Annotated in this window: 23 protein-coding genes; 15 read left to right on the top strand and 8 right to left on the bottom strand. The window is 72.0% G+C overall.

The features are described 5' to 3' along the window. Nucleotides 1–21 precede the first annotated feature (21 nt). Together ACZ7L4_RS38605 and ACZ7L4_RS38600 are read right to left on the bottom strand one after the other, a co-directional pair. A complete protein-coding gene (locus ACZ7L4_RS38605) occupies nt 22–1,665 on the bottom strand; it encodes an AMP-binding protein (protein WP_472109722.1) in 1,644 nt (547 codons plus the stop codon). A 269-nt stretch (nt 1,666–1,934) separates the two neighbouring features. Further along, nucleotides 1,935–3,167: a metallophosphoesterase gene (locus tag ACZ7L4_RS38600; RefSeq protein WP_472109721.1), complete on the bottom strand. Its 1,233-nt coding sequence runs from the start codon at nt 3,165–3,167 to the stop codon at nt 1,935–1,937. A 134-nt stretch (nt 3,168–3,301) separates the two neighbouring features. Here ACZ7L4_RS38600 and ACZ7L4_RS38595 point away from each other — a divergent pair, with 134 nt between their 5' ends. Next, nucleotides 3,302–4,627, top strand: a complete 1,326-nt coding sequence (locus ACZ7L4_RS38595; RefSeq protein WP_472109720.1) for a deoxyguanosinetriphosphate triphosphohydrolase family protein — start codon at nt 3,302–3,304, stop codon at nt 4,625–4,627. Between the two features lie 13 nt (nt 4,628–4,640). Here the strand turns inward: ACZ7L4_RS38595 and ACZ7L4_RS38590 are convergent, their stop codons facing one another. Further along, entirely contained in the window at nt 4,641–5,264 is a 624-nt protein-coding gene (locus ACZ7L4_RS38590; RefSeq protein ID WP_472109719.1) for a TetR/AcrR family transcriptional regulator, read from the bottom strand. Between the two features lie 161 nt (nt 5,265–5,425). Here ACZ7L4_RS38590 and ACZ7L4_RS38585 point away from each other — a divergent pair, with 161 nt between their 5' ends. The 5 genes from ACZ7L4_RS38585 to ACZ7L4_RS38565 all read left to right on the top strand — a co-directional run bounded on the left by ACZ7L4_RS38585 (nt 5,426) and on the right by ACZ7L4_RS38565 (nt 11,238). Then, nucleotides 5,426–6,292 carry a MaoC/PaaZ C-terminal domain-containing protein gene (locus ACZ7L4_RS38585; RefSeq protein WP_472109718.1) on the top strand — a complete coding sequence of 289 codons (867 nt, stop codon included), beginning with the start codon at nt 5,426–5,428 and terminating at the stop codon, nt 6,290–6,292. After that, nucleotides 6,289–7,149 carry an alpha/beta fold hydrolase gene (locus tag ACZ7L4_RS38580; protein ID WP_472109717.1) on the top strand — a complete coding sequence of 287 codons (861 nt, stop codon included), beginning with the start codon at nt 6,289–6,291 and terminating at the stop codon, nt 7,147–7,149. Before ACZ7L4_RS38585 ends, ACZ7L4_RS38580 begins: the two co-directional genes overlap by 4 nt. A gap of 10 nt (nt 7,150–7,159) precedes the next feature. Then, nucleotides 7,160–8,803 (top strand): AMP-binding protein, encoded by a 1,644-nt coding sequence (locus tag ACZ7L4_RS38575; protein ID WP_472109716.1) that lies wholly within the window; start codon nt 7,160–7,162, stop codon nt 8,801–8,803. A 41-nt stretch (nt 8,804–8,844) separates the two neighbouring features. Next, the gene (locus ACZ7L4_RS38570) at nt 8,845–10,164 is read left to right on the top strand and encodes an MFS transporter (protein ID WP_472109797.1); all 1,320 of its coding nucleotides are present in this window, start codon (nt 8,845–8,847) and stop codon (nt 10,162–10,164) included. Between the two features lie 114 nt (nt 10,165–10,278). Next, nucleotides 10,279–11,238 (top strand): threonine/serine dehydratase, encoded by a 960-nt coding sequence (locus ACZ7L4_RS38565; protein WP_472109796.1) that lies wholly within the window; start codon nt 10,279–10,281, stop codon nt 11,236–11,238. Nucleotides 11,239–11,266: 28 nt separating this feature from the next. Here the strand turns inward: ACZ7L4_RS38565 and ACZ7L4_RS38560 are convergent, their stop codons facing one another. From ACZ7L4_RS38560 to ACZ7L4_RS38550, 3 genes are all read right to left on the bottom strand, one after another. After that, the gene (locus ACZ7L4_RS38560; protein WP_472109715.1) at nt 11,267–12,100 is read right to left on the bottom strand and encodes a PIG-L family deacetylase; all 834 of its coding nucleotides are present in this window, start codon (nt 12,098–12,100) and stop codon (nt 11,267–11,269) included. 136 nt (nt 12,101–12,236) lie between these two features. Beyond that, nucleotides 12,237–12,980, bottom strand: a complete 744-nt coding sequence (locus ACZ7L4_RS38555; protein WP_472109714.1) for an SDR family NAD(P)-dependent oxidoreductase — start codon at nt 12,978–12,980, stop codon at nt 12,237–12,239. A gap of 71 nt (nt 12,981–13,051) precedes the next feature. Continuing rightward, complete coding sequence (locus ACZ7L4_RS38550; protein WP_472109713.1) at nt 13,052–13,633, bottom strand: TetR/AcrR family transcriptional regulator; 582 nt, start codon at nt 13,631–13,633, stop codon at nt 13,052–13,054. 144 nt (nt 13,634–13,777) lie between these two features. Between ACZ7L4_RS38550 and ACZ7L4_RS38545 the strand changes: the two genes are divergently transcribed. The 6 genes from ACZ7L4_RS38545 to ACZ7L4_RS38520 are packed head-to-tail and all read left to right on the top strand — an operon-like array spanning nt 13,778 to nt 21,143. Then, nucleotides 13,778–14,233, top strand: a complete 456-nt coding sequence (locus tag ACZ7L4_RS38545; RefSeq protein ID WP_472109712.1) for a VOC family protein — start codon at nt 13,778–13,780, stop codon at nt 14,231–14,233. Nucleotides 14,234–14,285: 52 nt separating this feature from the next. Further along, the gene (locus ACZ7L4_RS38540; RefSeq protein WP_472109711.1) at nt 14,286–15,494 is read left to right on the top strand and encodes a DegT/DnrJ/EryC1/StrS family aminotransferase; all 1,209 of its coding nucleotides are present in this window, start codon (nt 14,286–14,288) and stop codon (nt 15,492–15,494) included. A gap of 37 nt (nt 15,495–15,531) precedes the next feature. Beyond that, on the top strand, nt 15,532–16,872 hold the full coding sequence (locus tag ACZ7L4_RS38535; protein ID WP_472109710.1) for an MFS transporter: 1,341 nt from the start codon (nt 15,532–15,534) through the stop codon (nt 16,870–16,872). 47 nt (nt 16,873–16,919) lie between these two features. Further along, nucleotides 16,920–19,826: a CHAT domain-containing protein gene (locus tag ACZ7L4_RS38530; RefSeq protein ID WP_472109709.1), complete on the top strand. Its 2,907-nt coding sequence runs from the start codon at nt 16,920–16,922 to the stop codon at nt 19,824–19,826. 13 nt (nt 19,827–19,839) lie between these two features. Further along, the gene (locus tag ACZ7L4_RS38525) at nt 19,840–20,259 is read left to right on the top strand and encodes a hypothetical protein (protein ID WP_472109708.1); all 420 of its coding nucleotides are present in this window, start codon (nt 19,840–19,842) and stop codon (nt 20,257–20,259) included. Next, complete coding sequence (locus ACZ7L4_RS38520) at nt 20,259–21,143, top strand: hypothetical protein (protein ID WP_472109707.1); 885 nt, start codon at nt 20,259–20,261, stop codon at nt 21,141–21,143. The genes ACZ7L4_RS38525 and ACZ7L4_RS38520 overlap by 1 nt, the downstream gene beginning before the upstream one ends. Here ACZ7L4_RS38520 and aac(6') read toward each other — a convergent pair. Continuing rightward, nucleotides 21,112–21,585 carry an aminoglycoside 6'-N-acetyltransferase gene (aac(6'), locus tag ACZ7L4_RS38515; protein ID WP_472109706.1) on the bottom strand — a complete coding sequence of 158 codons (474 nt, stop codon included), beginning with the start codon at nt 21,583–21,585 and terminating at the stop codon, nt 21,112–21,114. The two genes, ACZ7L4_RS38520 and aac(6'), sit on opposite strands and share 32 nt — an antisense overlap. Nucleotides 21,586–21,654: 69 nt before the next feature. Here aac(6') and ACZ7L4_RS38510 point away from each other — a divergent pair, with 69 nt between their 5' ends. Next, entirely contained in the window at nt 21,655–22,875 is a 1,221-nt protein-coding gene (locus tag ACZ7L4_RS38510) for a macrolide family glycosyltransferase (RefSeq protein ID WP_472109705.1), read from the top strand. 34 nt (nt 22,876–22,909) lie between these two features. Here ACZ7L4_RS38510 and ACZ7L4_RS38505 read toward each other — a convergent pair whose 3' ends face one another. Beyond that, a complete protein-coding gene (locus tag ACZ7L4_RS38505; RefSeq protein WP_472109704.1) occupies nt 22,910–23,356 on the bottom strand; it encodes an ATP-binding protein in 447 nt (148 codons plus the stop codon). Nucleotides 23,357–23,519: 163 nt separating this feature from the next. On the opposite strand from ACZ7L4_RS38505, the gene ACZ7L4_RS38500 reads away from it, so the two are divergent. After that, a complete protein-coding gene (locus ACZ7L4_RS38500; RefSeq protein ID WP_472109703.1) occupies nt 23,520–24,362 on the top strand; it encodes a helix-turn-helix domain-containing protein in 843 nt (280 codons plus the stop codon). Continuing rightward, nucleotides 24,359–24,550, top strand: coding sequence for a DUF397 domain-containing protein (locus ACZ7L4_RS38495; protein WP_472109702.1), 192 nt, complete (start codon nt 24,359–24,361; stop codon nt 24,548–24,550). Before ACZ7L4_RS38500 ends, ACZ7L4_RS38495 begins: the two co-directional genes overlap by 4 nt. Nucleotides 24,551–24,553 lie beyond the last annotated feature (3 nt).

Here is a 24,553-nt window from a genome sequence, read left to right as displayed (position 1 = left end):
CGCGTTCCCCAACTGGGTGGGCTACGCCGCCCGCTCCTCCGCCCGACGGCGCAGCAGCTTCTTGTCCGGCTTGCCCGCGTCCGTCAGGGGAAGGGCGTCCACGAAGGTGATGTGGGCCGGCTCGTACATCGGGCCGCGCTGTGCGCGTACCGCGGCCCGCAGTTCCTCGGCCTCCACCGCGACGTCCGGTGCGGCGACGATCGCGGCGTGCACCTGCTCCATGCGGTCGGCGTCCCGGACGCCGAAGACCGCGCTCTGCAGCACCTTCGGGTGCGAGTTGAGCAGGTCCTCCAGCTCCGTGGTGTACACATGGCCGCCGACGACCACGATCATGTCCTTGAGCCGGTCGACGACGGTGATGTAGTTCTCCTCGTCGAGGAAACCGATGTCACCGGTGTGCAGCCAGCCGTCACGGAGTACCTCCGCGGTCAGTTCCGGCTGCTTCCAGTAGCCCGTCATCGTGCCCTCGGAACGGACGCAGATCTCGCCCAGTTCGCCGACCGGCAGGTCCTTGCCGTCGGTGTCGCGGATGGCGACCTCCACGCTCGGCAGCACCTTGCCCGCGGAGCGCATCCGCTCGGGCCGCTCCAAGTCGTGGTCCTCGGGGGTGAGCACGCTGATGCCGCCGGCCTCGTTCTGCCCGTAGAACTGCAGGAGTACGGGCCCGAAGCGGCGTACGGCGTCCGCGATCCGCGCGGGCGACGCCTGGCAGCCGCCGTACGTCAGGCCGCGCAGGCTGCTCAGGTCGCGGCGCTCGGAGTCCGGGTGGTCGAGGAGCTGGTAGACCAGCGGCGGCAGCAGGAAGAGGTGGGTGATGCGTTCGCGCTCGATGGTGTCGAGCACCGCGCCCGCGTCGAAGTCCTCGTGCAGGACGACGCAGCCGCCGCCCTGGATGACGTTGTCCGCCAGCATGCCCGCGGCGTGCGCGAGGGTGGTGCACGCGAGCTGCCGGGGCAACTCCGCCTCCGCGGGGCGTGCTTGAGCCACCATCCGGCGCATCCGGTTGACCTGCTCGAAGGTCGTGACGATGCCCTTGGGGTGGCCCGTCGTGCCGCCGGTGTGCCGGATGGTGCAGATGTCGTCGGGGCGGGCGCGGGACACGAACGGCTCGTCGGGCTGCTCGGCGGCGAGCGCCAGCAGATCCCGGCCGAGCTCGCGCTTCGACTCGCCCAGGACGAGTACGTGCCGTACGGGCGCGCTCTCGGTGAGCTCCGCGGCGCGGTCCGCGTAGTGCGGGTCGACGATCAGGGCCTGGGTCTCGACGTCCTGGACGATCGCCGCCTGCACGTCGGCCGACAGCTTGTTGTAGAGGTGATTGACCCTGCAGCCCACGAGGTTGGCGGCGTAGCGGGCCGCGATCGTCTCGGGGAGATTGCCGCTGAGCAGGGTGACGGTCGTGCCGCGCGTGACACCCTGGGCGGCCATCGCGTGGGCCATGCGGTGCACCAGGGAACGGAACTGACCGGCCGTCAGGCGGCGGTCCCCGTACACCAGGAGCTCGCGCTCCGGGTGGGCCGCCAGGGCGTCGAGGTTGTCCTCGACGAAGGTGCGGAAGATTCCGGGCGCCTTGGGCGCCGCGTCGGATATGGCGGCGTCGTGCGAAGTGCCCTCGGGCGCCTGGGGTGTTGCGGGAGTGGGGGTGGCTGCGGATGCCTCTGCAGGCATGGATGGTCCTCCTGGGGCCACCGGTCCGCCGGTCTTCGGGCGTGCCGGTGGTAGTGCTTTGTTGGGTGTGGGGGTGGCCGCCCGGAGCCGTCGGCGCATGACGCCGAGCCCGGCACAAGTGGCGCCCGCCCCGGGAACTTTGGTTGCCCCAGACAACCAAGATCAAGGCTAACCCCCGACGTCCTGCGTGCGCGCCTCGGGTTGGCCCGCACCGGCACCCTTGACTCCTTCTTTTCCTTTGTTCTTCCTGGATTTGACCTCTGTATGCCTCAGTGCGACGCGGTGGGGCCCTGTGGCGAGCGCAGCACGAGGAGGGTGATCTCGCTGGGGGCGAAGACGCGGAAGGGCGGGCCCCAGAAGCCGGCGCCGCGGCTCGTGTAGAGGAGTGTGCGGGCGCCGTGGTGGGTGAGGCCCGCGAGGGCCGGCTGGTCGAGGCGGACCAGGTGATGGAAGGGCCAGATCTGGCCGCCGTGGGTGTGGCCGGAGAGCTGGAGGTCGACACCGTGGGCCGCCGCGCGGTCGACGAACTTGGGCTGGTGGGCGAGGAGCAGCACCGGGAGGTCGGGGTCGGCGCCGTCCAGGGCTCCGTCGAGGTGCGCGCGGTGGCCCGCGAGGCCGGAGGACTCGGCGGTGACGTCGTCGACCCCCGCGACCACGAGGGTGTCACCGCCGCGTTCGAGCAGCAGATGACGGTTGCGCAGCGGCTCCCAGCCCAGCTCGCCCATCAGGTCGACCCAGCCCTGGGCCTCGCTGTAGTACTCGTGGTTGCCGGTGACGTACACGCGTGCCCGCGTCGCCTGCACCGTGCCCAGCGGTGTGGCCTGCGCGCGACGGCGTTCGGCCGTGCCGTCCGCGATGTCGCCGGTGTGGCACACCAGGTCGGCCTCCAGGGTGTTCACCGTCTCGCACATCCGCGCCGACCACCGCGCGCGGTCGAGCGGACCGTAGTGGGTGTCCGTGATCAGGGCGACCCGGGTGCCGTCCAACCCGGCTCCCAGGCGCGGGAGTTGTACGTCGAGTCGGCGCACGCGCGGTACGCGGCGGGCCTCCGCGTACCCCCAGGCGAGCAGGACGGCGGTGACACCGAGGACGGCCCAGGTGACGATGCGCGCCCGGCCCTCCCCGTCGCCGACACCGGCCGCGACGAGCGCGAGCCGCAGCACGACGCCGAGCAGCACGGACCATGTGAACAGGACCCAGCTGCCGCCCAGCAGTGTGTCACCGACGATCGCCGCCCGGTCCTGCTGACGCCGCCCGTGGCCGCGCATCATCGCGACCGGCATGCCGATCAGGCCGAGGGCGAACAGCGCGGTGGCGGCCAGGGTGACGGGCAGCGGCCAGTGCTGACCGCCGTACACAAGGACCCAGCACGGCACGGCCCACAGCAGGACGGGGGCGATCAGCGGGATGTAGCGCATCAGGCGCCGCACGCGGCTCGGTGGCGCCTCTCGCCCCTTGTCGGCGGCGGATCGGGCATCACTGGCGTCACTGGTCTCGGTCACGCTTCCCCTCCTGTTCCGGACCTTCTTGGAGACCTCATTGTCCGCCGCCGGGGGCAGGGGCGGCGTCCGGGGCCCGGGCCCGATTCGCGAACGGGTCGGCGTCCGCCGCGGGCGGCTCCAGTAGCATCGCCGCCATGCGGCCTGCCCACTACACCGATGAGGACCTGGAGCAGCACTCCCTGCGCCGACGTGTCGCGGACGACGGGCAGCGGTCGGGGTTCGAGCACGATGTGGACCGGATCCTGTACTCGACGCAGTGGCGGGCGCTCGCGGGCAAGAGCCAGGTCGTCGCCAGCAGCGAACTCGGCGCGTATCACACGCGGCTCACCCACTCGATGAAGGTCGCGCAGCTCGGCCGGCGCATGGCCGAGCGCCTGGAGCGGCGCTACGGCGGGCCGAACCCGGCCCTCGTCGAGGCGGCCTGCATGGCGCACGACATCGGGCACCCGCCGTTCGGCCACGCCGGGGAGACGGCGCTGCGCGCGACGATGGACGAGCTGCACGCCGGGCACGGCGTCCTCGACAGCTTCGAGGGCAACGCCCAGACCCTGCACATCCTCACGTTCCTGGCCGCCCACAAGTACGCGGGCCACCGCGGCCTGCACTTGTCCCGGGCCTGCCTCGACGCGGCCACGAAGTACCCGTGGGAACGGGCCCCGCGCGACGTCGACCGCGCGCGGCACGCGAAATGGGGCGTCTACGCGGTCGACCGGGAGGCGTTCACCTGGGTGCGTGCCGGGCGTGACGACGACGCGGTGCCGGTCGAGGAACAGGTGATGGACTGGGCCGACGACGTCACCTACGCCTGCCACGACGTGGAGGACTTCTACCGCGCCGGGCTGATCCCGCTGGCCGCCCTGTTTCCCCCGCCGGGCGCCGCGGGCGGCGACACCGAGCGCGAGACGCGGCGCTTCCTGGACTACGTGGAGGCCAAGCGCCACCGCGCGGGCGCGGGCTTCGACCGCGACGAGGCGGTCCACATCCTGGCCGACATCGCGAAGGCACTGTCGATCGCCAAGCCGTACGGGGGCCGGCACGCGGACGACGTCGCCCTCAACGCCCGTACAGCCAAGCTGATCGACCACTTCACCCGCGACATGGATCTGGAGGTGGGCGGCACGGCCGCGATCCGGTACGGCGCCCGGCTCGTCGTCCCCGCCGACCGCCGCGCGGCCTGCGAGCTGCTCAAGGAACTGGTCTGGTGCTACGTCATCGACCGCCCCGCCCTGGCCACCCAGCAGCACGGCAAGCGCCGCATCGTCTCCCAACTCCTGCGCTGGACCCACGAATCCCCGCACCTGCTGCCCACCGACCGGGCCGAGGAACTCGACCTCCACGGTGACGCGCTGCGTGCCGCCGCCGACCACGTCGCCTCGCTCACCGAGGGGCAGGCCGTCGCCCTCCACCGGCGCCTGTCCGGCGTCGGCCTCGGATCCGTGACGGACGGGGACTGGCTCTGAGCCGAACCGCGGGTCAGCCGCCCGCCCCGCCCTCCAGGAGCGCCAGGGCGTAGCGCGCGTGCTGGTCGCAGAGGTCCTGCTTCGTCAGCCGCCCCTCCGGCCGGTACCACGTGGCGATCGTCGAGCACATCGCGAGGATGCTGCGAGCCGCGTCCTGCGGATACGGGGTGGTGAAGACGCCCGACCGGGCGCCCGCGGCCACGAGTCGCTCGAAGATCTCCTGGTTGCGGTCGCGCTCGGCGACCACCTGGGCGCGTTCCTCGCCCTCCAGGTGGCGCACCTCGCTCAGCGCGATGAGCATGGCGGTCTGGTAGTCCGCGACGAAGCTCACGTAGGCCCGCACCGCCGCCCCCAGCTGGTCGGCGACGTCCTTCCCCGCTCCGTCCACCGCCGATGCGACCTGGGCGGCCAGCGTCGCATTGGCGCGGTTGAGCAGCTCCGCGAGAAGGCGGGCCTTGGAGGGGAAGTAGTTGTAGAGGTTGGACAGGCTGGTGCCCGCGGCGCGGGCGATGTCCCGCATCGAGGCGCCGTTGAAGCCGCGTTCCGCGTACAGCTCCAGGGCGGCACGGAGGATGGCCGCCTCATTGCCCCGGCCGGAGTCGCCGATCAGGTCCGGTACGGGAGAACGATCGTTCATGCGGGGAGGCTACGGGGCGTCGACGTCATGGTCAACGCGTCTCAACGCGCCTATTGACGGTCGGACTTGTGCGCTGCTTGTCTACGCATGAACGTTCGTTCTTGTCCGATGGGTGAGGGCGGGCACGGCGGGGGTGAGGGATGGATGAGGGATGGAGTCGCATGGCAGCATCGCAATCCGCGGTCCGTACGCAGTCCCCGCACTTCGAGGACTTCCGCCCCGGACAGCGCTGGACCAGCACCGCGCGCCGGATCACCGCGGAGGACCTCGCGGCGTTCACCGAACTCAGCGGTGACCGGCACCCCTTGCACACCGACCCCGAGTGGGCGGCGCGGACCCGGTTCGGTCGGCCGGTGCTGCACGGGCCCTTCGGTATCGCGGTCTTCCTGGGATTCCTCCACGACATGGGCCTCGCGGGGGAGTCCGTCATCGCCCTGCTCGACACCAACTGGCGCTACCTGAAGCCCACGTATGTCGGTGACACCCTCCAGTGCGCACTCACCGTCACCCGCTGCCGCCGCACCTCCGACCCGCACCAGGGTGTGGTCCACCGCCACGTGGTCCTCGAGAACCAGCGGGGCGAACACGTCCAGGAGGGCACCAGCGCGGTCCTGGTCCGCGCCCGCGGTACCGGACCCGATCCGGCGTCCCTCGCGCCCGGGACCGTGGCGTGGGGGAGCGGCATCGCCGAACTCCTGGCGCGGGACGAGCGGTTCGCCGAGGCCACCGCCACGTGGGACGGCACCATCGGCCTGCGCGCGGGGGATCACGAGGTGCAGCTGCGCGTCTACCTCGGCCGGATCATCGACGTCGCCCGCCGTACCCCGCACGGGCCGACCTTCACCCTCGCCGCCGACGAGCCGACCTGGATCGAACTGCTCACCGGGGAGCGCAACGACCTCGTCGCACGCATGATGCGAGGACAGTTCCACGCCACCGGCGACGCCTATGAGTATCTGCGCCTGACCAAGGTCCTGCATGTCATCACGGACGCGGCACGGGAGTTGGCAGAGGAGGCGCGCGCATGACCGGCATCCGGCACGAGGCCCGCTACCTGGAGATCGGCGGGGTGCTCGGCTACATCGAGGATGTGTACGCCGAGCAGGCGGAGGGCGGCGCCTCGGTGCTCTGTCTGCACACGGCCGGGCAGAGCGGTGTGCAGTGGCGCCGCACCATCGAGGAGCTCGCCGCACTCGGGTACCGCGTGATCGTCCCGGACCTGCCGGGACACGGCCGCTCCGAGCCCGCTCCTTCCGGCCCGGTCGAGGACCTGGCGCAGTACGCGCAGTGGTGCCAACAGCTCATCGCCGCGCTGGAGTTGGATCGCCCCTACGTCGTCGGCTGCTCCATCGGTGGCAAGATCGCCCTCGACCTGGCGGTACGGCTGGGGGGCCGGCTGGCAGGCGCCGTCGTCCTCGCCGCCGAGGCGGGCCCCGGACGCGTCAACGTGGCGGGCCTGCGCCGCGAACTCCAGGACCTCGCCGCACCCAGCCGCTCCGACCGCACCTACCTCGGCACCCTCGCCGTCGTCGGCTCGGCCGCGCCGCCCGCCGCGGCCGAGCTCATCGCGACCATGCACCGCCGCGAGGACCCCGCCGTCTCCGGCGCCGACCTGATCGGCTGGGGCACGCACGACGTACGGGACGCGCTCGGAGCCGCACACTGTCCGGTCCAACTGGTCGCGGGCGAAGACGACTTGTGGCTCGACCACGAACGGGTGCGGCGGACGGCCGAGACGCTGCCCCACGGGCAGTACGTGCTGCTGCCGGGCGTCGGCCACTACCCGATGGAGGAGCTCGACGGCTTCGCGCACCTGCTCCACGACTGGCTGCGGCAGCTGTCAGGGGACCACGGCGCGGGCACCGTCCCGCCAACCGCACGGTGAAAGGACTCCGATGACCACGCTCAGCGACCTCCTGGCCCGACTCGTGGACCGGGACCCCGACGCCGTCCTCGCCATCGACGCGGGATCCGGCGCAGACGGCGAGGGCGCGGCCGTCACCCGCCGGGAATTTCAACTGCACGCCGCCCGGCTCCGCGCGGAACTCGCCGACGTCGGTGTCGGCCGGGGCGACTGCGTCGCGGTCTGGCTGCCCAACTGGTCGTCCGCGCTGGTGTGGCAGTTCGCCGTCGCCGACCTCGGGGCCCACGTCATCGGGGTCAACACCCGTTACAATGTGGACGAGTTGGTGCATGTGCTCGATCGCGCCCGCCCGAAGGTCCTCGCCCTCGCGCACGGCTTCCACGGCCTCGACCTCGCCGGCATCCTCCGCCGCGCGCTGCCCCGCACCACCGCGCCCGCTCCCACGGTCGCTGTCGTCCCGGCCCCGGACGCCGGGCCACCGGCCGACCCCGCCGCGTACGACATGGGCGCCGGCGCCTGGACACCCCGTACCGCCGAAGACATCAACACCGAGACCGCTGTCGTACCTGTATACGCCGGGGACGAACTCGCCGTCGCCTTCACCACGTCCGGCTCCACTGGGAGGCCCAAACTCGCCGCGCACCGCGAGTCCGCCGTCGTCTCCCACGCGGAGGCCGACGCCCGGGCGCTCGGCATCGAGGACGGCGACGTCGTGGGGTGCATCCTGCCGCTCTCCGGCACCTTCGGGTTCACCACCGCCATGGCCGCGCTCGCCGGTGGCGCCGTCTGCCTGCTCGAACCGGTCTTCCAGGAGGACACGGCCCTCGCAGGCCTCGCCCGGCACGGTGTGACGCACCTGGTGGGCGGCGACGACATGGTGTCCCGGCTCGTCGACGCCTGGCGGCGCGAACCGCGGGACCTCTCCCGGCTGCGCTGGCTCGGCATGGCCGACTTCCTCGGCCGCACCCGTGACATCGCGGCATGGGCGCACAAGGAGTTCGGCACACACACCTCAGGTGTGTACGGCTCGTCGGAGGTCTTCGCGCTCGCCCTGAGCTGGCCCCCCGGCGAGCCGGCGCCGCGCCGCTGGACCGGCGGCGGCCGTCCGGTGTCACCGGACATCGCCGTACGGGCCGTCGACCCGGCGACGGACGAGCCCCTCCGGCCGGGCGCGCAGGGCGAGTTGCAGCTGCGGGGACCCAACGTGGTCGACGCCTACCTGGGCGACCCGGAGGCCGCCGCACGCGCCTTCACCGCCGACGGGTGGTTCCGCACCGGGGACCTGGTGACGGTCGCCGAGGACGGGGCCGTCGAGTTCGTGTGCCGGATGGGCGACGTGCTGCGGCTGCGCGGCTTCCTCGTCGATCCGGCGGAGATCGAACAGCGGCTGGCCGCACACCCCGCCGTGCGGACCGCGAAGGTCGTCGGCGCGAGCGGCCCGGACGGTACCCCGCAGGCGGTGGCCTTCGTCGTCCTCGACGAGCCCACAGAACACCCAGAACCTGAGTCGCTCCGGGAATGGTGCGCGCAGGGCCTCGCCCGCTTCAAGGTCCCGGCCGCCGTCCATGTACTGGACCGCATGCCCACCACCTCGGGAACGAACGGCACCAAGATCCGGGCCGCCGCGCTCCGCGACCGGGCCCAGCAGCTCCTGACAGGAGGCGAACAGCGGTGACCAGCAACGGAACGCGCAGCAGCAGAACGCCCGGCGACGGAATGCGCCGACTCGCGGGGGCGGCCGTCCTCTCCACGGCGCTGGAGTGGTTCGACTTCCTCATCTACGCCACCGCCGCGGCGCTCGTCCTCGGCGACCTCTTCTTCCCCTCCTTCAGCGACATCGCCGGCACCCTGGCCTCCTTCGCGACCTTCGCCGTGGGCTTCGTCGCACGGCCGCTCGGAGGCATCGTCGCCGGTCACCTCGGCGACCGGTTCGGGCGCAAACCGCCGCTGGTGGGGGCGCTCGTGGTGATGGGCGTGGCGACGTTCGGCGTCGGTGTGCTCCCCACCTACGACGTCGTCGGCATCTGGGCGCCCGTGCTGCTCGTGTTCCTCCGCCTGATCCAGGGCCTCGGCGTCGGCGCCCAGTGGGGCGGCGCCGCGCTGCTCCTCACCGAGCACGCGCCCGTCGAGCGCCGCGGCTTCTACGGCAGCCTCGTCCAGACCGGCGCCATCATCGGCGCGGTCGCGGGAAACGCCGTCTTCCTCCTGCTGACCGCGACGCTGTCCGATGCCGCGTTCACCAGCTGGGGCTGGCGGATTCCCTTCGTCACCGGCCTCGCCCTGGTCGCCGTCGGCCTCTACGTACAGCTGAAGATCGAGGACTCGCCGGTCTTCCGGGCCATGCGCGAGCAGTCGGCGCAGGCCGAGCACACCGCCGGGGCCCGCAGGTCCCCGTTGCGCCAGGCGGTACGGCACCACTGGCGGGCCATCCTCCAGGCGTCCGGCGCCTTCTTCGTCGTGAACGCCACGTTCTACATCCTGATCAGCGGCATGCTCGACTACGGCACGACCCACGCGGGGCTGTCCCGCACCACCACGCTGCTCTGCGTCCTCGGCGCCGGCGCCACCCAGATCGTCACCATCCCGCTCTTCGGAGCCCTCTCCGACCGCTGGTCCCGCCGCAAGCTCTATCTCACGGGCGCGGCGCTCATGGGCCTCTTCGCCTTCCCCCTCTTCTGGCTGATCGACACGGGATCGGCGCCGCTGACCTTCCTGTCCCTGCTGATCGGCTTCACGATCCACGCCACCATGTACGGGCCGCAGGCCGCCCTGTACGCGGAGATGTTCCCCGCGGAGGTGCGCTACTCCGGTGCGTCCCTCGGCTACCAGACCGCCTCGGTGCTCGCCGGCGGCCTCGCCCCGTTCCTGATGACCGCGATGCTCGCCGCGACGGGCTCGTCCTGGTCGGTCTCCGCGTACATCCTCCTGCTCTCCGTCCTGACCTTCGTCGCGGTCTACACGATCCGGGAGTCCTTCCGCCGCGACCTGTACGCGGCGGGGTCCCACCAGGAGGACGTACTCGTCGGCGAGCCATGAGCCATGAGCCATGAGCCATGAGCCGTGCACTGGACACCCCCACGTGCACCCAGCAGTGTTGTGCGATGCAGCTACGAGGGGCGTGCTGCGGGAAACGTGTGGGAGAGGGACGTGTTGATCACTGTCGCCGACGTGGAGGCCGAAGCCGAGCGGATCGCGGGGTATGTCGTCAGGACGCCGACGGTGCCGAGCCCCGGGCTCACCGCGCTGCTGGGCGCACCGACCACCGCGAAGCTGGAACTGCTGCAGCGCACCGGCTCGTTCAAGGCCCGGGGCGCCACCGCGAGGCTGCTCACGCTCAGCGCGGCCGAGCGCGCCGCGGGAGTCGTCACGGTCAGCGGCGGCAACCACGGCATCGCCCTGGCGGTCATGGCCGGCATGCTGGACGTCAAGGCGACCATCGTGATGCCCCGCACCGCGCCCGCCAGTGCCCGGGACATCGCGGAGGCCGCCGGGGCGAGCGTCCACATCGCCGACACCATGGACGGCGCGTTCGCCTCGGTCGACGAATTCAGGGACGCGGGGCTGACGCTGGTCCACCCCTTCGACGATCCCACCGTGATCGCCGCCCAGGGCACCGTCGGCCTGGAGTTCGCGCAGGACGCCGGGAAGCTCACCGACGTAATCGTCAGCATCGGTGGCGGCGGGCTGATCTCCGGCGTCGCCACCGCGCTGCGCGCACGCCGGCCAGGGATCCGGGTCTGGGGCGTCGAGACCGAGGGAGCCCAGGCCATGTCGGCGGCGCTCGACGCCGGAGGGCCGACGCCGGTCGAGCTGACCTCGATCGTCTCGACGCTCAGCGCGCCCAGCGCCTCCCAACTCACCTACGAGCACGCCTCGGCGCTGCTCACCGACGTCCTCACGGTGACCGACGCAGAGGCCGTCCAGGGCACGCTCGACCTGGCCGACCACGCGAAGGTCTGGGCCGAGCCGGCCGCCGGCTGCTTGCTGCCGGCGGCCCGCCAGGTACTGGAACGCGTCGGTGAGGGGGCCGAGCTCGGCCTGGTGATCTGCGGGGGCAACACCACGACCACCGACGTGGCGGCCTGGGCCCAGCGCTTCGGTCTGGCCTGACAGCCCGCGGACGTACGTACGGGCTCCGCTAGCGCAGGCCGGCGAACAGATCGGTCTCGGGGAGGTCCGCGCCCGTGGTGTCCCTGACGCGGACGAAGGTCTCCAGGCCCATCAGGTCGCCGAAGCGCTCCTTGCCCATCTTGAGGAAGAAGATGTTCTCGCCCTGGCTGGCGTGCGCGGCCAGGGAGTCGAACTTCTGGTCGCTGAACGCGGCGGTGTCCACCCACGTGCTGATCTGGTCGTCCGGGAGGCCGATGTCGGCCAGCGCGGCGGCCTCGGCGGGGTCCGGCTCCGGCATGTCCTCGTTGAACTCGCGCATGAGCTCGCCGAAGCGCCGCATCCCCGAGTGGGGCATCGTCGTCCAGTACACCTTCGGCGTGAAGTCGATCATCTCCAGTGCCGCCATGGTGATGCGGTTGGCCTGGATGTGGTCGGGGTGGCCGTAGAAACCGTTCTCGTCATAGGTGACGACCACATCGGGGCGGTAGTGGCGCATCAGCTCCGCGAGCCGGGCGGCGCCCACCTCGACGGGGGTCTGCCAGAAGGATTCGGGGGCCTCGTTGCTCGGCCAGCCGATCATCCCGGAGTCGGCGTAGTCCAGCGTCTCCAGGTCGCTGATCCTCAGGACCTCGCAGCTCGTCTCCAGTTCCTGGCGGCGCATCTTGACGACGGCTGCGGGATCGTGGCCGGGTTCGCCGGGCTTGACGCCTCCCGGCCCGTCACCGCAACCGCCGTCGGTACAGGTCACGAGCACCGTGCGGATGCCTTCCGCCGCGTACCGCGCGAGGACCCCTCCGGTGCTGGTGGCCTCGTCGTCGGGGTGGGCGTGCACGGCCATGAGCGTCAAGGGTCGGTCGGTCATGAAAGCGTCCTCCTGCGGAAACATGTCTGGTCCGGGCGCGCGGTCCCGGCCCCTCGGCTGATGCAACCGCGCGGGACGTGGCGACTGTTCCCGACGTGACCGATTCGACTTGTCCTGGTCTCCGGTGCCGCGCGGCTCAGGCCGTCTGGCCTCCGTCGACGACGAAGTCCTGACCGGTGCAGTAGCTGCTCGCCTCGCTGGCCAGGAAGGCCACGAGGGCGGACACCTCGGCGGGCCTGCCCGGGCGGGGGATCGGCAGGTGGGCGACCGCTCCGCCGCCGGCCCGTGTCTCCTCGCTGATCATCGCGGTGTCGATCGCACCGGGACAGATGCAGTTGACGCGGATCCCCAGCGGGCCGAGCTCCTTCGCCGCGGACCGGGATACGCCGCGCAGCCCCCACTTCGACGTGCTGTACGCGAGGCCGCCCGCGTAACCGCTCAGTCCGGCGGTGGAGGAGATGTTGATGACGGACCCGCCGCGCTCGAGCATCAGGGGTGTCACCGCCTGGATGCCGAGGACCGGGCCCACGAGGTTGATCTGCAGGGTGGTCAGGAGCTCCTTCTCGCTGAGCTCGGCCAGCGGGACCTTGCGGTAGGCGGCGGCGTTGTTGACGAGCACGTCGACCCGTCCGAGCCGCGCACGGACCTGCTCCATGGTGTCCCGCCAGGCGCTCTCGCTCCCGACGTCGAGCGCGAACGCGAGTGCCCCGGCCCCGATCTCGTCGGCGACGGCCCGCACCGCGGACTCGTCGAGATCCGTGAGGACCACGCGCGCCCCGAGCCGGGCGAGCAGCCGGGCGTGCTCGGCGCCCTGGCCCTGTGCGGCCCCGGTGACGACGGCGACCCTGTCCGTCAGGTCGACCAACTGGTTCTCTGTCACGACTCGCCCTCTCGTCGATGCGTATGGCAAAGGTGTGTGTTTCGGAGGTGCGTGTTCCGGAGGTACGTGTCTCAGGCGGCGAAGCCGTCCAGGAAGATCGACATGCAGTCCCGTGCGAGGTCCTCGCTCGTGTAGGCGTCCTCCGGGTGCCGCCACTTGACCGAGAGCCACACGGCGTCGCGGATGAAGCGGTGGAAGACCTTCGCCGGGACGTCGCTGCGGAACGACCCGTCCCGCCTTCCGTCGTCGATGGTCTCCAGCCACACGTGCTGCACCTCGTCGGCCAGTTCCTTGATGTGCCGGTACTCGGGCAGGTCCCGGAGGTTCGTGAGCTCGCTCTGGTAGACGGCGGTGGCGTGCGGGCTGTCCTCCGCGGTGCGCAGTGACACCTCGACGATCGCGCGCAGCCGGGCCCGCGGTTCGAGGCTGCGGGGAGCGGCCGCGTCGTAGCGCGACTTCAGGTCCTGGAGGTAGGTGTGGATCACCTCCCGCACGATCGCGTCCTTGGACGGGAAGTAGTGGTACAGCGCCCCGGACCTGACGCCGACGCGCGCCGCGATCTCGCGCACGGTCGTCGCCGCGACGCCCTTGGTCGCGAACAGCTCGGCGGAGGCGTTCAGGATGTCCGCCCGGCGGATTTCGACAGTGGGCATCCGCGCCCCTCCTCTTGATTGATCGCTTGCTCAATGGAGATTAGGGGCCCCTGCGAGTGCGGTCAATCGGTATTGACCAAACGCTCAATCGGCATTAGGAATGCTCCCCAGCGGGCCGCCGAGGCCCGAGCCGGGAGGTGAGCGGTGAGGCACTGGCCCTTGGCCGAGCTCCATCACGTCGGCGTGGTGGTGCCCGACATCGAGCGGGCCGCCGCCGACGTACAGCGGATCCACGGCCTGTCCGTCACGGTCTTCGACGAGACCCGGTTCACGTGCAGGATCCGCGGTGTCGAGCACACCGGGACGCAGCGCATCGGGCTCTCGGCCGGAGGTCCGCCGCACCTCGAACTCCTGCGTGAGGTGCCCGGATCCGAGATCTGGCGGCCCGTGCCGGGCATCCACCACCTCGGCTTCGTGGTCGACGACCTGCCGGCGGCGGCCCGCGCGTGGGAACGGGCGGGGGCGCCGGTGTGGATGGCCGGGGTGCGGGACGGGGTGTGCCCGGTCGGTGCCACCTATCACCGGGACCCGCTCGGGCAGGTCTTCGAGCTCATGGACCGGGCCCTGGCCGCCAAGTTGGCTGCCCAGCTTGGCCGTTGAAAACGAGACACCGAGACACCGAGACACCAAGACACGGACGAAGGAGAGAACCATGAGCCCGCGTGTGGTCTACGCCCGCAGTGTGCACGACGACGCCGAGATCGACGCCTGTCTCGAGGTGTTGCGCGCCGGCCCCTTCGGCCTGAAGATCGGCAAGAACGTCGCCGAGATGGAACGGACCGTCGCCGAGCTCTACGGCAAGCGGCTCGGCGTGATGTGCAACTCCGGCTCCTCGGCGCTCTATCTCGCCCTGGAACTGCTCGACCTGCCCAAGGGTGCCGAGGTGATCACCTCGCCGCTGACCTTCTCCACGGACGTCGGGCCCATCGTGCGCGGCGGCTGGGTGCCGGTCTTCGCCGATGTCGAACCGGACACGTACAACGTCGACGTGCGCGGGATCGAGGCGCTGGTCACCGATCGTACGAAGGCCATCCTCATCCCCAACCTCGCCGGGAACGCGCCCGATTGGGACGTCATCAGGGAGATCGCGGACCGGCACGGCCTCAAGGTCATCGAGGACTCCTGCGACTGCATCGGCACCACCCTGCGCGGCACCAGGACCGGCAGCCGCTCCGACATCACCGTCACGAGCTTCGCGATGGCGCACATCGTGACCTGCGCGGGCAACGGCGGCATGGTGTGTCTCGACGACGAGGACCTGCGCGACAAGGCGCTGATGCTGCGCCGCTGGGGGCGGCGCTCGGAGCCGCATCTGTTCGGTTCGGAGAAGGCCAGGACCGGGCGGGTGTTCCGGGAGGACCTCGACGGCGTCGCCTACGACAACGACTTCATCTTCGACGTACTGCCGTGGAACTTCGAACCCTCCGAGCTGGGCGCCGCGTTCGGGCTCCAGCAGCTGAAGAAGCTCGACGCGAACTTCGCCCGCCGCGCCGAGATCTTCGACGCGTTCACCAAGGCGTTCGGCGCCTACCCGACGCTGTTCTCGCTGCCGCGCCAGCTGCCGGACTGGTACACCGCCTGGCTCTGCTACCCCGTGATGATCCGCCCAGAGGCCGGCTTCACCCGCGGCGACCTCCAGGAGTTCCTGGAAGCCGCGGGGATCGACACCCGGACGGTCTGGAGCGGGAACATCACCCGGCACCCGATGATGCGCGGCGTCGAACACCGGCTGCCCGAGGGCGGGTTGCCCGAGGCCGACGCCGTCTTCGAGCGCGGCATGTCCCTGGGCATGAGCCACGGCACCACGGAGGAGGAGCTCGACCACGTGGTGTCGAGCATCCACGCGTTCGCCGCGCGGTGAGACCCCGCACCGTCCGACACTGACAACGGAGTCACCCATGCCCGAACCCGTCGAGCCGAGAGCCGCCGGAACGAACCCCGCCGTGCTGCGCAGAGTGGCACTGTCCGGTCTGCTCGGCACCGTCATCGAGTACTACGACTTCCTGCTCTACGGCACGATGGCCGCCATCGTGTTCGGGGATCTGTTCTTCCCCGGTGCCGACCCGCTGGCCGGCACCGTCGCCTCGTTCGGCACGCTGGCCGTCGGCTACGTGGCCCGGCCGCTCGGCGGCATCGTCTTCGGACACTTCGGCGACCGCATCGGCCGCAAGTCGATGCTCATCGTCACCATGACGATGATGGGCCTGGCGAGCGTCCTGATCGGCCTGTTGCCCACGTACGCCACGATCGGCGCCGCAGCCCCCGTCCTCCTGGTGGTGCTGCGCATCGTCCAGGGTGTCGCCGTCGGCGGCGAGTGGGCCGGCGCGACGCTCATGGTCGTCGAGCACGCGGACCCGCACCGCAGGGGCCTGTGGAACGGCCTGCTGCAGATGGGCTCGCCCCTGGGATCGGTGGTCTCCACGGGCACCATCGCCCTCGTGACGCAGCTCCCCGATGACCAACTGCTCACCTGGGGCTGGCGCGTGCCGTTCCTGTGCAGCGCGCTGCTCCTCGCCCTCGGCCTCTACATGCGGCTGCACGTCACCGAGAGCCCGCTGTTCGAACAGGAGCGCACCACGGCGAAGAAGCCGCGGCTCCCGCTGGCGGAGGTGCTGCGCAGCCCCCGTGCCTTCGCCCTCGCCAGTGCGGTCGGCATCGGCCCCTTCGCGTTGAACGCGCTGGTCAACACGTTCATGATCACGTACGGCAAGGCCATCGGGTACGCCACGTCCGACGTGGTGACCGGAGTGCTGATCACCGCGCTGGTGGGCCTGGTGGCCATCCCGTTCTTCTCCGCGCTGTCGGACCGTGTCGGCCGCCGTGCCGTGGTGCTCTGCGGCGCGATCGCCTGCGTCCTCCTGGCCTTTCCGGTCTACGCGCTGGTCAACACGGGAACCGTGGTCCTCCTCTACGCCGGCATGGTGCTCGGCCAGCTCGCCCAGAACGCGATGTACGCGCCGCTCGGCCCGCTCCTGTCGGAGCTGTTCGGCACCCAGGTCCGCTACACCGGCGTCTCCCTCGGTTACCAGACGGGCGCGTTGCTCGGTGGTGGTTTCACCCCGCTGCTCGCCAGCGGGGTGTTCACGGCCACGGGTTCACCGTCGAGCACCTGGCTCGCCGTGCTGGCGATCCTGTGCGGTCTGGTGACGGTGCTGGCGATCTGGCGGACGGGGGAGACCGGCGGGAGGGATCTGGCGGAGCGGACGGGGGACGACGCCGCGGTCGGTTCCGTGCCGTAGCTCCACACATCGCCCGCCACTGACGTCCGCGCCGTATCATCTCCCCCGTGGCGACGGGGAAGCGGCTGATCGCCGTGGGGGTTCTGGCCGCGGGGACCGCGGTGGTGGGTGGGGTGTGGGGGCATCGTGTCGCCCAGCACCGGGCCTTTCGGGTCGGGCCGCACGACCGGGCCGTCTACGACGCCGAGCGCCACGCTCTCTACGATCCGGGCCGGGGCGGCTGGCTGGACCTGGACACCGGTCAACTGCACCGGTACGCGGCCGACGCGCCGTGGATGCCGACGGTGCTGCTGCTCCTGGGCGTGGGCTGTCTGGCGTTCCTCGTGCTCGCGGTCAACTGGACGGTCGAGCAACGCCAGTTGGTGTGGCGCACCTGGCGCGAGTGCGTGCGGCGTCCGCTGAACGTCCTCGCGCTGCTCGGGGTGTGGGCGGTGATGATCGCCGTGCCGTTCCTGGCGCAGGGCGGTGCCATCGCCGCCGTCTCCAGGGATCCCATGACCGCACTGTTCATGGGGGTGACCCTGGGGTCCGTGCTCGGTGTGACCCTGCTGGTGTACGTGCCGTGGTGCGTCGTGCGCGGCATCGGGACGGCCGCGCTGCTGTTCCGGCTGGTCCGCGCCAAGGGGGTCGCCTCCGGGGCCGGTGCCGGACGGCAGGACGCGCTGCGGGACGTGGCGCGGCGGGCCGAGGTGTTCCGGGCGGGCGCCGGGCGGGACCTCGACTCCCTGGCGGCTCTTGTGCGCGCGGAGGCGTTCATCGACCTCCTGGCGGACCAGGGGAGCGACACCATGCTGGACGATCTGCTGAGGGACGGCCCGGCCGCTCTCGACGCCCCGCAGCGGCACGTGGTGGACCAGCTGCTGTTCGCGTACGGGCGGCCCGCGGTCGAGGTGAACGTGGCGCGGGCCTTCATCCTCCGCTACGAGTGGACCGGCGCGGCCGGCAATCTGGACCGGGCGATCGCCGTCCTCGACCCGCTCGCCGCGAAGCCGCGCCGCTGGTTCTGGCACACGATGACCGACTGGCCCGTCGTCTTCCTGACGCTGGCCTGGGCGCTCAAGGACCGGTACGAGCTGCGCGCGGACCGGGCCGACCTCGAACGGGCCCTCGCCCTGGTCAGAGAGGTGTCCGCCCGGCATCCCGGCAGGGCGCGGAGCCGCCTCGTCGAGCTGGAGCTGATCGGGTACCGGGCCACGTCCGACCCCGCCGCGCTGGCCGCGGCCGTGCGCGCGGGGCGGCGCGGGGAGCCCGACCCCGGCACGGTCGTGGCGCTGCTGGAGCGGTTCGACCGCGACGGTGACCGTCAGGATCTCGACGAGGCTCGGGAGTTGGCGGACCGGCTGGTGAAGGCGCGCGGTCCCGGACATCCGCTGCACGCCGTCTGTCTGACGGTCAGGGCCCGCGCGCTGGAGGTGTCGGGCGAGCGCGACGCGGCCGCGCGCTGCCTGCGCGAGGCGGTCGGCGACCCCGCGTCGCCGCTGCAGACCCGGCTGGCCGCCGCCGTCCGCCTCGGTGAACTCGGCGCCGGTGGGCCGCTGTCGGTCGAGGGGTACGGGGCGGCGGTCGGACTGCTGCCGCAGATGGCGTGGATCGGGCTGCGCCGCGACGACCAGCGGTGGCTGCTCAGTCGCTGGCAGGGCGTGTCGACGGCGGCCGCGGCCGCCGCGATCGCCGAGGGCCGGGTGGCGTACGCGGTCGAGGTCCTGGAGCACGGGCGCGCCGTGATGTGGGGTCAACTGGCCATGCTGCGAACGGGAATTGAGCGGGCGCAGGACGCCGATCCCGCCCTGGCGCGCCGCCTCGCGGAGATCCGCGCCGAGCTCGACATGCCGGACGACGACACGGGTCGGAGCCCCGGCCACTTGGCGGGCGCCGACGTGGAACGGCGCATCCGGCTCGGCCGCGAGTGGGAGCAACTCACCGCCAGGCTGCGGGAGTCGGAGCGGGCGGGCTACCGGCAGCTGGCGAGGGCCGCGGAGCGCGGCCCCGTCGTCGTGGTCAACGCCAGCCCGTTGCGCTGCGACGCGATCGTCCTGCTGCCCGGCCGCGACGAACCGCTCCTCGTGCCGCTCGACCGGCTCGACCACGACGAACTCGTCGAGTGGGCCCGGCAGTCCGCCGACCCGGACGGCCGCCACCAGGGCATGCTCAACGTCGTCGCGCCACGACTGTGGACCGACCTCGCCGAGCCCGTACTGGCGGCCCTGAGACCACACCTCACGGCCGAGCGGCGGATCTGGTGGTGCCCCACGGGCCCCCTCACCGCCCTGCCGATCCATGCGGCAGGCCTGCACACGCACCCCGGCGGCCCCGCCCTGCTCGACGAGGTCGTCTCCTCCTACACACCCACCATCGGCGCGCTCCTGAGGTCCGCCGAGCGCACCGCCACCGCCCGCGGCCGGCTCGTCGTCGCCGCACCGCAGACCCCCGACCGGCCCGACCTGCCGGAGGTGTCCGAGGAATCCGCCGAGTTCCTGCGGCACTTCCCCGACGCGGTGACGCTCGACCCGGCACACGTCGCCGACGTCCTCACGCGGCTGCGCGACGCCCGCTGGGCACACTTCGCCTGCCACGCCGACGCCGCCGGACTCGCCGTCGCCGACGGTGTGGTCTCCCTCGACCAGCTGGCCGACCTCGGCCTGCCCGGCGGCGAGTTCTGCTATCTGTCGGCGTGCAGCACCGCCGCCCCCGACCCGCGCGCCTACGACGAGGCCATCCACCTGGCCGCCCTGCTCCACCTCCAGGCGTACACGCACGTGGTGGGCACCCTGTGGGAGGTCGACAGCGACAAGGCGCTCGACGCCGCGCGCGAGGTGTACCGGACGCTCACCGCGCACGGCCCGCCCGACAGCGGACTCGCCGCCCGGGCCGTGCACGACGCGGCACAGGCCCTGCGCCGGGCCGCCCCACGCACCGTGGACGTCTGGTCCTCGCTGCTGCACATCGGACCGTAGAGGAGCACCACCCATGTCCATCCGCGACCGCTGGCCCTGGCACCGCCGGGCCCGCACCACGGCCGCCCCCGCCACCGCCGACGTATCCGATGTCGCCGACACGGAACAGACGGCCCTGGCATGGTTCTGCGCCCATCTGCCCGAGCTGCGGGAGAAGGCCGACCGGTACGCGTGGCGGGCCGCCCTCGACCGGGAGGTCGCCGAGGTGCGCGCGGGCAAGCCCGCCTCCGAGGCGCTCCGCGCACTCGACCTGCGGCGCGAGGGCCACCGTTCCTCGGGGCTGCCGGCTTCGGACGCCTGGCAGGAGCGACCCGTCGTCGAGTGGTTCCGCTGTCCGAGCGGACGGTGTCCCGCCCGGGGGCGGGGCGCGGACGCCGCCGAGCCGCGTTGTCACATCGACGGGGCGCTCATGCCCCCGCAGGACGGTGGCTGATGGACGGCATCCTCACCGAACTGGGCAAACGCATCGCCGACCGCTGGTTCGCCTTCCTGATCCTTCCTGGTGTGCCGTTCGCGGTGGCCGTGCTCGCCGCCTGGGCGATGCGGCCCTCCGGCGCGGCCCACGCGCTCGATCTCGGCATCCTCGTACGACGCCTCGACAGCCTCGGTGACACCGCCACGACCACCAAGGGGGCGGTGCTCGGCTGTCTGCTCCTCGGCGGGGTCGTCGTGACGGCGCTCCTCGTACGGGAGTCGAGTCTCGCCGTGCACCGGCTCTGGACGGGCCGCTCGAACGCCCTGCGCCGCGTCATGAACCCCGGCATCCAGCGCCGCCGACGCATCGCGCTGGACACGGCCCGGCAGGGCGGCCACGCCGTGCCCGAGCGCTATCTGCCCCGGCGCGCCACGTGGATCGGCGACCGCTTCGCCCTGGTGGACGAGCGGGTCGCCGCCCAGTACGGGGTCTCGCTCGCCCGGGTGTGGCCCCGCCTGTGGCAGCTCCACGATCTGCGGAGCCCCAAGATCGTCACCGCGGCCTGGGACGAGTACGCCGCCGCGACCGTCCGCGTCGCCTGGGCGCTGCCCTACGCCGTGCTCGCACTGTTCTGGTGGCCTGCCGCCGTCGTCGCCCTCGCGCTCGTTCTCCTCGGCTGGACCCAGGGGCGCCGCGGCGCCGACGACTTCTGCCTCGCCTGCGAGGCGGCCGTGGATCTCCAACTGCGGCGCTTGGCACACGTGGTGGGCGTGCCCCTGCCGCACCGGCGCGTGACGGCGACCGAGGGCCGTGAGATCGACCGCATCCTGGCCAAGGGCGCGTACCTTCCGCTGCCCAGGACCGAGCCCGTCAGGTCAGTTCCTCCGCGAGCAGATCCATGAGCAGCCCGTCCTCCCAGACGCCCGTGCGGTGGTTGCGCCAGTACGCCCGCATGACCCCCACGGGCTTGAAGCCGACCTTGGTGTAGCTGCGGATCGCGACGGTGTTGGCCGCGGCGGGATCGATGGTCAGCCGGTGATGACCGCGCTCCCGCACCAGCCACCTGGCGAGGGTGCGCACCGCGTCGGTCCCCAGCCCCTGCCCGTGCCGCCGGGCGGTCAGGAAGACGTCGATGCCGGCCCTGCGGAACTCCGGCTCGTCCTCCTCGTCGTACTGGATCATGCCGATGACCTCGCCCTCGAAGACGACGGCGAGATCGCCCTCGAAGTCCTCCGGCGGCGACCACCACGCGGCGACCTCCGGTTCACGCACGATCTTGGCGAGGACGGCCTCGTCGCCGCTCGTCACCGGTCGCAGGAGGACCTTGTCCCCGTTCAGCTCCATGGCTTCATGGTCCCTCGAAGGCCTCGCCCCCTCAACGGGATTCCGGGCGGCGGGCCTATCGTCGCCCCCATGACCACTCTGCTGATCGCGGGCATGCCGGCCGCGGGACACGTCAATCCCACCCTCCCCGTCGTCACCGAGCTCGTCCACGCGGGCGTCGACGTCGTCTACCTGTGCGACGCCGAGTTCGGGGACCGCATCCGGGGCACGGGCGCGAGGTTCGTGCCGTACCCCGAGGGTGTGCTGACGGCCCGTGACATCGCGGAGGCGACGCGTGCCGGGAGCAGTGTGGGGGTGGTGGTGAAGGTGCTGCGGGCGTGTTCGGCGCTCGTTCCGTTCGTCGTCGAGCAGGCCAGGGCGGTGGGTCCGGCGGCCCTGATGCACGACTCGAACGCGCTCTGGGGACGGCTGGCCGCGACCGCCCTGAACCTGCCCACCGTCTCCTTCATGACGACCTTCTTCGTCGGGAGCGGCGCGGTGAGGGCCCTCACGGTGCGGGAGAACCTGGCCGTCGTCGGCCCGACCCTGCGCGACATGCCCGCCGCGCTGCGGGCCAAGCGCGCACTGATCAAGGAGTTCGGGAGGGACGCCGTCCCGCCCACGCCGATGCTCCCGCTGCGCGGCGACCTGACGCTCTTCCCGATCCCCGAGGAGTTCCAGTCGCCCGACCCGCGCCTCGACTCCAGCTGCCGCTTCACCGGCCCGACCGCCTCCCCGGACGCCGTACCCACGCCGCTCGACCCCGAGCTCGCCGCCCATGTGTCGGGCGGGGACCCGGTCGTCCTGGTCTCGCTGGGCACGCTGCACGACGGCGGCGCGGACTTCTTCCGCGCCTGCTGCACGGCGCTCGGCGACCTCCCGGTCCGCGTCGTCCTCGCCACCGGCAGCGGAGTCGACCCCGCCGACCTGGGGGCCACGCCGGCGAACACCCTCGCCCGTCGCTCGGTGCCCCAACTCGCCGTCCTGCGCGAGGCGTCGGTGTTCGTCACCCACGGCGGCATGAACAGCGCGCTGGAGGCGCTCAACTGCGGGGTGCCGCTCGTCGTCGTGCCGCAACAGATGGAGCAACTGCTGATCGGCCGAGCGGTCGCCGAACGCGGCGCGGCGGTCCTGCTCCGCCACCCCCTGTCCCACCGCCCGGTCCCGCCCGCCGCACTGCGGGCGTCCGTCGAGCGGGTGCTGGGCGACCGGGGGATGGCGGAGGCCGCTGCCGGGATGGGCCGGAGGTTCCGGTCGGAGGGCGGGGCGGGGCGGGCCGCGGAGCTGGTCCGGGGGCTGTTGGAGGACTGACGTGAGGGGCGGCAGAGCGTCGGCCGGTCCCCGGTTACCCGCCCGGCGCGGAGACGTGCAGCACGGCCACCACCGTCTTGCCGCCAGGTGGGTGGGGCACCGTTTCCCAGTGCGTGCACAGCGCCGATACGAGGAGCAGGCCGCGGCCGTCCGTGGGCAGGGGGGTGCCCGGCGGGCGGTGGTGGGGGAGGAGGTCGCCGCGGGCGTCGGTGAGTTCGATGCGGAGGTGGTCGGACCCCGTGTCGTACGTGAGTGCCAGGCGGAAGTCGCGGCCGGGCAGGCGGCCGTGGGTGACGGCGTTGGCGGCGAGTTCCGCGACGACGAGTTCGGCACGCTCCGTGAGGTCGGGGTGGGCGCCCCAGGAGCGCAGCGTGGTGACGCAGAGGTGGCGGGCCAGGCGCGCGCCCCGGGGTGTCGAGGGCAGGAGTGTGGTGAACGTGGGGGCTGGAGAAGCGAGTTGGGGTGACGGTGGGTGGGTCATGGGGGCAGCGTGGTGCCCAGGGGGTGGTGGGTGCGAGGGGTGAGGGGCGTACGGGGAGTCAGCGTACGGGCACGCGGGGTGGACAGTACGCGGGGTGACTCGTCACTCTGAGTGCATCAAACGCGGGGAGCCGTCTGATGCGGCGCGGAGGAAGGGGCGGCGCATGAGCGGCGTCGAAGAGGTCGAGGTCGAGCGGGAGCCCCAGCCGTCGGACAGTCTGCGCACGTTCGGCGCGGTCGTCCAGGCCCTGCGGGAGCACGCGGGGCTGAGCAGGGACGAGCTGGGGACGCGGGTCCGGTACTCGAAACACACCGTGGAATCGGTGGAGTTGGGGCGCCGGATGCCGGATGAGGCGTTCGTGCGGCGCGCCGAGGAGGCGCTCGGCAACACGGGCGCCCTGTGCAAGGCGGCCCGCCACCTCACACGCGGCGAGGCGGGGCTCGCGGCGTGGTTCCGGCGGTGGGCACGCCTGGAGCGGGAGGCGGCGAGCCTGTGCACGTACGAGTGCCGGCTGGTGCCGGGGCTGCTGCAGTCCAGGTCGTACGCGCGGGCGGTCTTCGAGGGCACCATTCCGCTGCGCACGGACGAGGAGTTGGAGGCCCAGTTCGCCGCCCGGATGGAGCGGCAGACGATGATGCGGGAGCGGCCGACCGTGCCGTTCGACTTCATCGTCGAGGAGCATGTGTTCCGGCGGCGGTTCGGTGACGCGGACGCGATGCGGGAGTCCTTCGACCATGTGCTCGAGCTCACCGCCCCGCGCAATGTGACGCTCCAAGTGGTGCCGATAGAGGGCGGGTTGCATGCCTGTCTGGACGGGCCGGTGCAGATTCTGGAGACGGGAGAGGGGCGGCGGCTCGGGTACTCGGAGGGACAGGAGAACGGGCGGTTGATCTCTGTCCCGAAAGAGGTGAGTGTGCTCTGCCGGCGCTATGACACACTGCGCTCGCAGGCCCTGAACCCCAAGGAATCGCGGGCCCTGCTGGAGCGACTGCGAGGAGAGCTATGAGCAGCGTCACGACGGAACTCGCCTGGTTCAAGTCCAGCTACAGCGGCAGCCAGGGTGACAGCTGCGTGGAGGTCGCGATCGCCGAACAGGCCGTCCACGTACGGGACTCCAAGGATGTGCGCCGCCCCGCCTTCGCGGTGGGGGTCGACGGGTGGGGGCGGTTCGTCGGGTTCGTGGCGGGGCGCTGAGGG

Source organism: Streptomyces sp. NPDC107575, assembly GCF_055657265.1.
This window is presented reverse-complemented; position numbering and strand designations above follow the sequence as displayed.

What these genes read in the sequence shown, in the direction of transcription:
- ACZ7L4_RS38605 (WP_472109722.1), bottom strand. Translation starts at nt 1,665, where the DNA reads ATGCCTGCAGAGGCATCCGCAGCCACCCCCACTCCCGCAACACCCCAG.
- ACZ7L4_RS38595 (WP_472109720.1), top strand. Translation starts at nt 3,302, where the DNA reads ATGCGGCCTGCCCACTACACCGATGAGGACCTGGAGCAGCACTCCCTG.
- ACZ7L4_RS38590 (WP_472109719.1), bottom strand. Translation starts at nt 5,264, where the DNA reads ATGAACGATCGTTCTCCCGTACCGGACCTGATCGGCGACTCCGGCCGG.
- ACZ7L4_RS38585 (WP_472109718.1), top strand. Translation starts at nt 5,426, where the DNA reads ATGGCAGCATCGCAATCCGCGGTCCGTACGCAGTCCCCGCACTTCGAG.
- ACZ7L4_RS38580 (WP_472109717.1), top strand. Translation starts at nt 6,289, where the DNA reads ATGACCGGCATCCGGCACGAGGCCCGCTACCTGGAGATCGGCGGGGTG.
- ACZ7L4_RS38575 (WP_472109716.1), top strand. Translation starts at nt 7,160, where the DNA reads ATGACCACGCTCAGCGACCTCCTGGCCCGACTCGTGGACCGGGACCCC.
- ACZ7L4_RS38570 (WP_472109797.1), top strand. Translation starts at nt 8,845, where the DNA reads ATGCGCCGACTCGCGGGGGCGGCCGTCCTCTCCACGGCGCTGGAGTGG.
- ACZ7L4_RS38560 (WP_472109715.1), bottom strand. Translation starts at nt 12,100, where the DNA reads ATGACCGACCGACCCTTGACGCTCATGGCCGTGCACGCCCACCCCGAC.
- ACZ7L4_RS38550 (WP_472109713.1), bottom strand. Translation starts at nt 13,633, where the DNA reads ATGCCCACTGTCGAAATCCGCCGGGCGGACATCCTGAACGCCTCCGCC.
- ACZ7L4_RS38540 (WP_472109711.1), top strand. Translation starts at nt 14,286, where the DNA reads ATGAGCCCGCGTGTGGTCTACGCCCGCAGTGTGCACGACGACGCCGAG.
- ACZ7L4_RS38535 (WP_472109710.1), top strand. Translation starts at nt 15,532, where the DNA reads ATGCCCGAACCCGTCGAGCCGAGAGCCGCCGGAACGAACCCCGCCGTG.
- ACZ7L4_RS38525 (WP_472109708.1), top strand. Translation starts at nt 19,840, where the DNA reads ATGTCCATCCGCGACCGCTGGCCCTGGCACCGCCGGGCCCGCACCACG.
- ACZ7L4_RS38520 (WP_472109707.1), top strand. Translation starts at nt 20,259, where the DNA reads ATGGACGGCATCCTCACCGAACTGGGCAAACGCATCGCCGACCGCTGG.
- ACZ7L4_RS38510 (WP_472109705.1), top strand. Translation starts at nt 21,655, where the DNA reads ATGACCACTCTGCTGATCGCGGGCATGCCGGCCGCGGGACACGTCAAT.
- ACZ7L4_RS38505 (WP_472109704.1), bottom strand. Translation starts at nt 23,356, where the DNA reads ATGACCCACCCACCGTCACCCCAACTCGCTTCTCCAGCCCCCACGTTC.
- ACZ7L4_RS38500 (WP_472109703.1), top strand. Translation starts at nt 23,520, where the DNA reads ATGAGCGGCGTCGAAGAGGTCGAGGTCGAGCGGGAGCCCCAGCCGTCG.
- ACZ7L4_RS38495 (WP_472109702.1), top strand. Translation starts at nt 24,359, where the DNA reads ATGAGCAGCGTCACGACGGAACTCGCCTGGTTCAAGTCCAGCTACAGC.